Genomic DNA, 6394 nt, shown 5'->3' with positions numbered 1-6394 from the left:
CCAACGGGGGCCACAGGAGCAACTGGTGCACAAGGCCCAACAGGGGACACGGGTCCAACTGGTTCGCAAGGAATCCAAGGTCCAACCGGTCCAACTGGAGCTGGAGCAACCGGGGCAACGGGAGCCACTGGTGTGACCGGAGTTAGTACAACTGCAACGTACTCATTTGCGAATAACACATCAGGAAGTGCTATTTCTGTTCTGTTAGGTGGTACGAATGTACCGCTACCGAACAATCAAAATATTGGTCCAGGAATTACCGTTAGCGGAGGAAATACTGTATTTACAGTTGCGAATGCGGGGAATTACTATATAGCTTATACAGTAAATTTAACAGCTTCTTTACTTGTAAGTTCTCGTATAACCGTCAATGGTAGTCCGCTTGCAGGAACAATAAATTCACCAGCAGTAGCTACAGGTTCGTTTAATGCGACAATCATTGCTAATTTGCCTGCTGGAGCTGCTGTTAGTTTGCAGTTATTTGGATTAGTTGCAATCGCTACATTATCTACGACAACGCCAGGAGCTACTTTAACTATTATTAGATTAAGTTAATAAGAAGAAAACCTTGGAGCTTTTATGCTTCAAGGTTTTTATCTAGTTATTTGTAGGTAGTCTAATTGCTTAGGAAAGTTTCACTTTATTCACTTGAGCAAAAACATCGCAGTTCGAAAATATATTATAATAGAATGAAAAGAGAGAAATTTGGCAGAAAGAGAGGGTGGCGATGCAGGAGATGGTTACAGATTTTTTTGGACGCCCGCTTCAAGATTTGCGCATATCTGTCATTGATCGTTGCAATTTTAGATGTACATATTGTATGCCAGCAGAAGTATTTGGGCCAGATTATGCTTTTTTGAAAGATGAGTTTTTACTTACGTTTGATGAAATTGAGCGTTTGGCAAAACTATTTGTTAGCATCGGTGTACGAAAGATTAGACTTACTGGTGGCGAGCCACTACTTCGTAAAGATTTAACAAAACTTATTGCACGTCTCGTGAAAATTGACGGGCTATTAGATATAGGGTTAACGACCAATGCGATTCATTTAACGAAACAAGCAAAAGTATTAAAAGAAGCTGGATTACATAGAGTAAATGTTAGTTTAGATGCAATAGATGATGATGTATTTAAGGGCATTAATGGCCGGAATATTAATACGAAACCGGTTATAAAGGGAATTATGGCTGCAAAAGAGGCCGGGCTTGATGTAAAGGTAAACATGGTTGTGAAAAAAGGAATGAACGACCATCAAGTACTTCCGATGGCTGCCTATTTTAAAGAGCAAGGAATCACACTTAGGTTTATTGAGTTTATGGATGTTGGTAGTACAAATGGATGGAACTTTGATCAAGTTGTTACAAAGCAAGAATTAATAGAAATGATTCATAGCGTGTATCCGCTTGAGCCAGCTGAAGTGCATTATTTCGGTGAAGTTGCGAAGCGATATCGTTACGTTGGAACAAATGTCGAAGTCGGTTTTATTACTTCTGTTTCTGAATCGTTTTGTTCCTCTTGTACGAGAGCGAGAATTTCGGCAGATGGAAAGTTTTATACTTGCTTATTTGCGACCGAAGGATTGGATATAAGGGAACTTCTTAGAGGGAATCTTTCGGATGATGAGTTAGTAAGTGTTATACAAGATGTATGGATGAATAGAAAAGATAGATATTCGGATGAACGGACAGAAGAAAGTGCAAAAAATCGTCCGAAAATTGAAATGTCTTATATAGGAGGATAAGAAAGGGGGCTATCGTATGCAGGAGCGATATTCAAGACAAATATTATTTGCTGGTGTTGGAGAAGAAGGACAGAGAAAAATTAGAGAGAAACATGTGCTTATTATTGGGGCTGGAGCTCTTGGTGCAGCAAATGCAGAAGCGATTGTGAGAGCAGGTGTTGGAAAAATAACAATTGCAGATCGTGATTATGTAGAATGGAGCAATTTACAAAGGCAACAATTATATACAGAAGAAGATGCAAAGCAGTATAAACCGAAGGCGGTAGCAGCGGCAGAACATTTAAAGGCGATTAATTCTGAGGTGGAAATAAATCCGGTTGTGACGGATGTAACAGTGCAAGAAATGGAAGAGCTAGTGAATGATGTAGATTTAATATTAGATGCGACAGATAATTTTGAAACGCGTCTTCTTATTAATGATATTTCACAAAAGTATAATATCCCGTGGATATATGGTGGTTGTGTCGGAAGCTACGGAGTAACGTATACAATTTTACCAGGAAAAACACCGTGTTTCCGCTGTTTAATGGAGCATCCGGCGAGCGGAGCAACATGTGATACAGCTGGTATTATACAGCCGGCAGTACAATTAGTAGTGGCGCATCAAATAACGGAAGCGCTGAAAATATTAGTAGAAGACTATGGGGCGCTTCGCGAAACGATGTTATCGTTTGACCTATGGAATAATCAACAGATGGCATTCAAAGTGAATAGGCAGAAAAAAGACACGTGTTTATCTTGCGGAAGATTACGTACATATCCGAGTTTAACATTTGAAGCACAAACGAAAACAGAAGTGTTATGTGGCAGAAATACAGTGCAAATCCGTCCAGGTGTGCGGAATGAATTTAATTTAGAAGAAATTAAAAAGCGCTTACAAAGAAGTGTGGATGTAAAAGCTACTCCGTATTTATTATCATTTCCGATAGAGGAATTTCGTTTTGTTTTATTTACAGATGGCAGGGCGTTTATTCATGGGACGAATGATATCAATGTAGCAAAACGTTTATATGCAAGATATATAGGTTGAATCTAAAGGAAAACCCTTTAGATTCAACAGAGAGAAGATTAAGATTTTCTCGTATAATCTCCACTTTTTCCACCTGTTTTTTCAAGTAAGTACGTTTCGCCAATAATCATACCTTTATCAACAGCTTTACACATATCGTACACAGTAAGAGCGGTAGCGGAGGCAGCTGTTAAAGCTTCCATTTCAACACCGGTGCTACCTTCTGTTTTAACTTTTACTTCAATAAGTAGTCGATATTGTTCTTCGGATTGTTTCCAATCAAAAGAAACGTCAACACCTTTTAATAATAAAGGATGGCACATTGGGATAATATCAGAAGTGCGTTTCGCAGCCATAATACCTGCGATTTGTGCAACTGCTAATACGTCACCTTTCCCGATTTCATTGTGAGAGATTTTATCGTAAATTTCTTTTGTAACAACAATGCTAGAGCACGCAATTGCCGTTCGAACGGTTGTTTTTTTGTCACTTATATCAACCATCTTCGCGCGTCCTTGGTCATTAAAGTGTGTGAATGAAGACATGGAATTCCTCCTTGAAGTAATTTCTATTTAATATATAAAGTTTAATCGAGATAAAAAAAATTGCAAATATGAGGTGAGAAACGATGGTAGAAAAACGAATTCCGATTCAAGTTGCTGAGGCAGTAGAGAGAGTAATGGAATATGCGAAGAATGGTGAAGTAGAAGAAGTTTCTATTACGGAAAGTTACGGGAGAATTCTTGGGGAGGATGTTGTCTCTGATCATGACGTTCCTCATTTTGATCGTTCTCCTTACGATGGTTTCGCAATTCGGGCAGAAGATACGAAAGAAGCAAATCAAGAGAATTCGATTGAGTTTGAAGTAATAGGAGAAATCGGGGCGGGATTTGTTTTTACAGAAGAAGTAGGGGCATTTCAGGCGGTTCGTATTATGACAGGAGCAGCTATTCCAGAGGATTGTAATGCAGTCGTAATGCTAGAGCTGACGGAAGGTTTTGAGAAAAGCGGAAAAACATATATGAAGCTAAAGCGTCCTTTTTATAGTGGTGACAACGTGTCATTTAAAGGGGAAGATATAAAACAAAATCAAGTTCTCGTTAAGAAGGGTGTTGCAATTAAACCAGGTGTTGCGGCCTTATTAGCGACGTTTGGATATAGTACTGTGAAGGTTGTAAAACAGCCTGTTGTTGGTATTGTGACGACAGGAAGTGAACTGTTAGAAGTACATGAGTCGTTACAGCCGGGGAAAATTAGAAATAGTAACTCTTATATGATTGCCGCTCAAATTATGAAAGCCGGAGGGAAAGTTCGTTATTATGGGCAACTAGCCGACGAGTTAGATGCATGTTTTACAGCCGTTCAATCAGCGATGAATGAGGTTGATATTTTAATTACGACAGGCGGTGTGTCGGTAGGAGATTATGACTACTTGCCGGCTATTTATGAAAGATTACAAGCGAATGTACTCTTTAATAAAATAGCGATGAGACCAGGAAGTGTAACGACAGTAGCTGAAGTTGATGGGAAGTTACTTTTCGGTTTATCAGGAAATCCGTCAGCTTGCTACGTAGGTTTTGAGCTATTTGTACAGCCGGTTATAAAAACATATTTGTATGCGAAGGAGCCTCACGTATATAGAGCTGATGCTATTTTACAAAAAGATTTTCCAAAACCAAATCCGTTTACTCGTTTTGTAAGAGCAAACGTGACAATTGTGGAAGGGGCATTACAAGCGATGCCGGTCGGTTTAGATAAATCAAGTGCGGTATCTTCACTTGCTGATGCGAATGCTTTTATTGTGTTGCCTGGAGGAACGAGAGGATTTGAGGCAGGGATGAAAGTATCTGTATTATTGTTAGAGCACGCCGAGGGATGTGATTGGCCATGGGCAAAGCCCCTTCAATCTTACAAATAGTAGGGTATCAAAATAGCGGGAAAACAACGCTTGTTGAGAAAGTAGTGCATGCGTTAGCTGAACGGAAAATGAAAGTTGCTACCATTAAACATCACGGGCACGGAGGTTTTCCAGAAGTAGCGCAAAAAGATAGTGAAAGGCACCGAAAGGCGGGTGCTGTTGTGAGTAGTGTAGAAGGTGCGGGATTACTTTCGCTGTCGTCATTAAAAGAGGAATGGTCCTTACGAGAAATTATTCGCTTATATGAGTTTTTTGAAGTGGATACAATTTTAATAGAGGGCTATAAAAAAGAGAGCTATCCGAAAGTAGTGTTACTTCGTTCTGCCGAAGACGTTGAACTTTTACATAAAGTAGAAAATATAGTAGCGGTTATTACGTGGTATGATGCTCCCGCAAACTTACGAGAAGAATATAAAGTATTTCATATAACAGAAGAAGAGTTGTATATAGACTGGTTTGTACAAACGGTAAGGAGTACGCAATGACAAATACGTATTATGAAGTAATTGATACAGAAATCTTGGTTGAAGAGGTAGCGAAAAAAGTAATTCGCCGTGAATGCGGTGCTGTTACAACATTTATTGGAACGGTTAGAGAGTTTACGAAAGGGCGTCGTACATTATACTTAGAATACGTCGCTTATAAAACGATGGCAGAAAAAATGCTAGAGAAAATTGGCTTAGAAGTGAAAGAGAAGTGGCCAGGTACACACGTTGCGATTACACATCGCATCGGTACACTGCAAATTTCTGATATCGCGGTTGTTGTTGCTGTTTCAACACCGCATCGTAAAGCGGCTTATGAAGCGAATGAATATATTATGGAACGCATAAAACAAATTGTTCCAATTTGGAAAAAGGAGTTTTGGGAAGATGGAGACTCTTGGATTGGTGATCAATTAGAAAAAACGCCATATCCGGCGGGAGCGCCTGGGAAGGAGCTATAAGTATGATTCGAGTATTGTTATTTGCGCACTTGCAAGAGGAAGCAGGAACAAGTGAATTACAAATTGAGAAAGAAAATATTACGGTTGCAGAGTTAAAAGATGTTGTTGCTAAAGAATATAATGTGCCAGTGACAGAACCAATTATGGTTGCGATAAATGAAGAATATGCAAATGAAGATGACAAGATTCAATCTGGTGATATTGTTGCACTTATCCCACCGGTGAGCGGTGGTTAATATTGGATTTATTAAAACGACTTTCCTACATAGGGGAAGTCGTTTTTTTATGGCATTTTTGCGAACACTAATTTATAGAAAAAGGAGGGTATTATGAAAAAAATATGTGTAGTTATTACAATGATATGTTCGGTCTTTTTCTCTTCTCCAAGTGATTCTTTCGCGAAAGAATCACGGGAACAGCTTTTAGAAAGTGCATTATCGAATAGGTACTATTCAATTATTAGACAAGTGACAGAAGATCAATATGAATGTGCTTCCGTTATAAATATAAAGCGTCTCGGCAAGAAAGATGAGTTCGTTCCTAGATTTGAAATTACGCTACAATTTCTTACGTTCCAAGGTGCACATAATCCGCCGAATGATAAAGTTACACTTACTTTGGAAGATCATTTAGATCATGTAAAGATAAAGAAAGTGGAGCGAGAAAAGAATGTTTCTGGTGATGTTGCAGAAAAGGTTTGTGAACGCGAAAAAGAAAAAATAAAAGCTCACTCTAATGATTCAGAGTAATAACCCATGACATTTAGTAAAGAAAGGTAAT

9 protein-coding genes are annotated in these 6394 nt (G+C 38.9%); 8 read left to right on the top strand and 1 reads right to left on the bottom strand.

Annotation, left to right across the window (positions count from 1 at the left end):
• The 3 genes from MR113_RS20230 to MR113_RS20220 form a co-directional block, all read left to right on the top strand.
• On the top strand, positions 1 to 555 hold a 555-nt coding region (locus MR113_RS20230), incomplete at its 5' end, for a BclA C-terminal domain-containing protein (RefSeq protein ID WP_472927137.1).
• 172 nt (positions 556 to 727) lie between these two features.
• The gene (gene moaA, locus MR113_RS20225) at positions 728 to 1741 is read left to right on the top strand and encodes a GTP 3',8-cyclase MoaA (protein WP_242256437.1); all 1014 of its coding nucleotides are present in this window, start codon (positions 728 to 730) and stop codon (positions 1739 to 1741) included.
• Between the two features lie 16 nt (positions 1742 to 1757).
• Positions 1758 to 2771 (top strand): molybdopterin-synthase adenylyltransferase MoeB, encoded by a 1014-nt coding sequence (locus MR113_RS20220; protein ID WP_242256435.1) that lies wholly within the window; start codon positions 1758 to 1760, stop codon positions 2769 to 2771.
• A gap of 38 nt (positions 2772 to 2809) precedes the next feature.
• Here the strand turns inward: MR113_RS20220 and moaC are convergent, their stop codons facing one another.
• Positions 2810 to 3295 carry a cyclic pyranopterin monophosphate synthase MoaC gene (moaC, locus tag MR113_RS20215; RefSeq protein ID WP_063262121.1) on the bottom strand — a complete coding sequence of 162 codons (486 nt, stop codon included), beginning with the start codon at positions 3293 to 3295 and terminating at the stop codon, positions 2810 to 2812.
• 83 nt (positions 3296 to 3378) lie between these two features.
• Here moaC and moeA point away from each other — a divergent pair, with 83 nt between their 5' ends.
• The 5 genes from moeA to MR113_RS20190 all read left to right on the top strand — a co-directional run bounded on the left by moeA (position 3379) and on the right by MR113_RS20190 (position 6363).
• The gene (gene moeA, locus MR113_RS20210) at positions 3379 to 4668 is read left to right on the top strand and encodes a molybdopterin molybdotransferase MoeA (RefSeq protein ID WP_242256433.1); all 1290 of its coding nucleotides are present in this window, start codon (positions 3379 to 3381) and stop codon (positions 4666 to 4668) included.
• Positions 4638 to 5153: a molybdopterin-guanine dinucleotide biosynthesis protein B gene (gene mobB, locus MR113_RS20205; RefSeq protein WP_242256431.1), complete on the top strand. Its 516-nt coding sequence runs from the start codon at positions 4638 to 4640 to the stop codon at positions 5151 to 5153. The genes moeA and mobB overlap by 31 nt, the downstream gene beginning before the upstream one ends.
• A complete protein-coding gene (gene moaE / locus MR113_RS20200) occupies positions 5150 to 5614 on the top strand; it encodes a molybdopterin synthase catalytic subunit MoaE (RefSeq protein ID WP_242256429.1) in 465 nt (154 codons plus the stop codon). Before mobB ends, moaE begins: the two co-directional genes overlap by 4 nt.
• 2 nt (positions 5615 to 5616) lie before the next feature.
• Positions 5617 to 5850, top strand: coding sequence for a molybdopterin converting factor subunit 1 (gene moaD / locus MR113_RS20195; RefSeq protein ID WP_061676801.1), 234 nt, complete (start codon positions 5617 to 5619; stop codon positions 5848 to 5850).
• A gap of 93 nt (positions 5851 to 5943) precedes the next feature.
• Positions 5944 to 6363 carry a DUF3888 domain-containing protein gene (locus MR113_RS20190; RefSeq protein WP_063262117.1) on the top strand — a complete coding sequence of 140 codons (420 nt, stop codon included), beginning with the start codon at positions 5944 to 5946 and terminating at the stop codon, positions 6361 to 6363.
• The last annotated feature ends 31 nt before the right edge of the window (positions 6364 to 6394 follow it).

Source organism: Bacillus cereus group sp. BfR-BA-01379 (genome assembly GCF_022663605.1).
Lineage (GTDB): Bacteria > Bacillota > Bacilli > Bacillales > Bacillaceae_G > Bacillus_A > Bacillus_A mobilis.
This window is presented reverse-complemented; position numbering and strand designations above follow the sequence as displayed.

Excerpts from the sequence above, each read along its gene's own strand:
- moaA (WP_242256437.1), top strand. The coding sequence starts at position 728 with ATGCAGGAGATGGTTACAGATTTTTTTGGACGCCCGCTTCAAGATTTG.
- MR113_RS20220 (WP_242256435.1), top strand. The coding sequence starts at position 1,758 with ATGCAGGAGCGATATTCAAGACAAATATTATTTGCTGGTGTTGGAGAA.
- moaC (WP_063262121.1), bottom strand. The coding sequence starts at position 3,295 with ATGTCTTCATTCACACACTTTAATGACCAAGGACGCGCGAAGATGGTT.
- moeA (WP_242256433.1), top strand. The coding sequence starts at position 3,379 with ATGGTAGAAAAACGAATTCCGATTCAAGTTGCTGAGGCAGTAGAGAGA.
- mobB (WP_242256431.1), top strand. The coding sequence starts at position 4,638 with ATGGGCAAAGCCCCTTCAATCTTACAAATAGTAGGGTATCAAAATAGC.
- moaE (WP_242256429.1), top strand. The coding sequence starts at position 5,150 with ATGACAAATACGTATTATGAAGTAATTGATACAGAAATCTTGGTTGAA.
- moaD (WP_061676801.1), top strand. The coding sequence starts at position 5,617 with ATGATTCGAGTATTGTTATTTGCGCACTTGCAAGAGGAAGCAGGAACA.
- MR113_RS20190 (WP_063262117.1), top strand. The coding sequence starts at position 5,944 with ATGAAAAAAATATGTGTAGTTATTACAATGATATGTTCGGTCTTTTTC.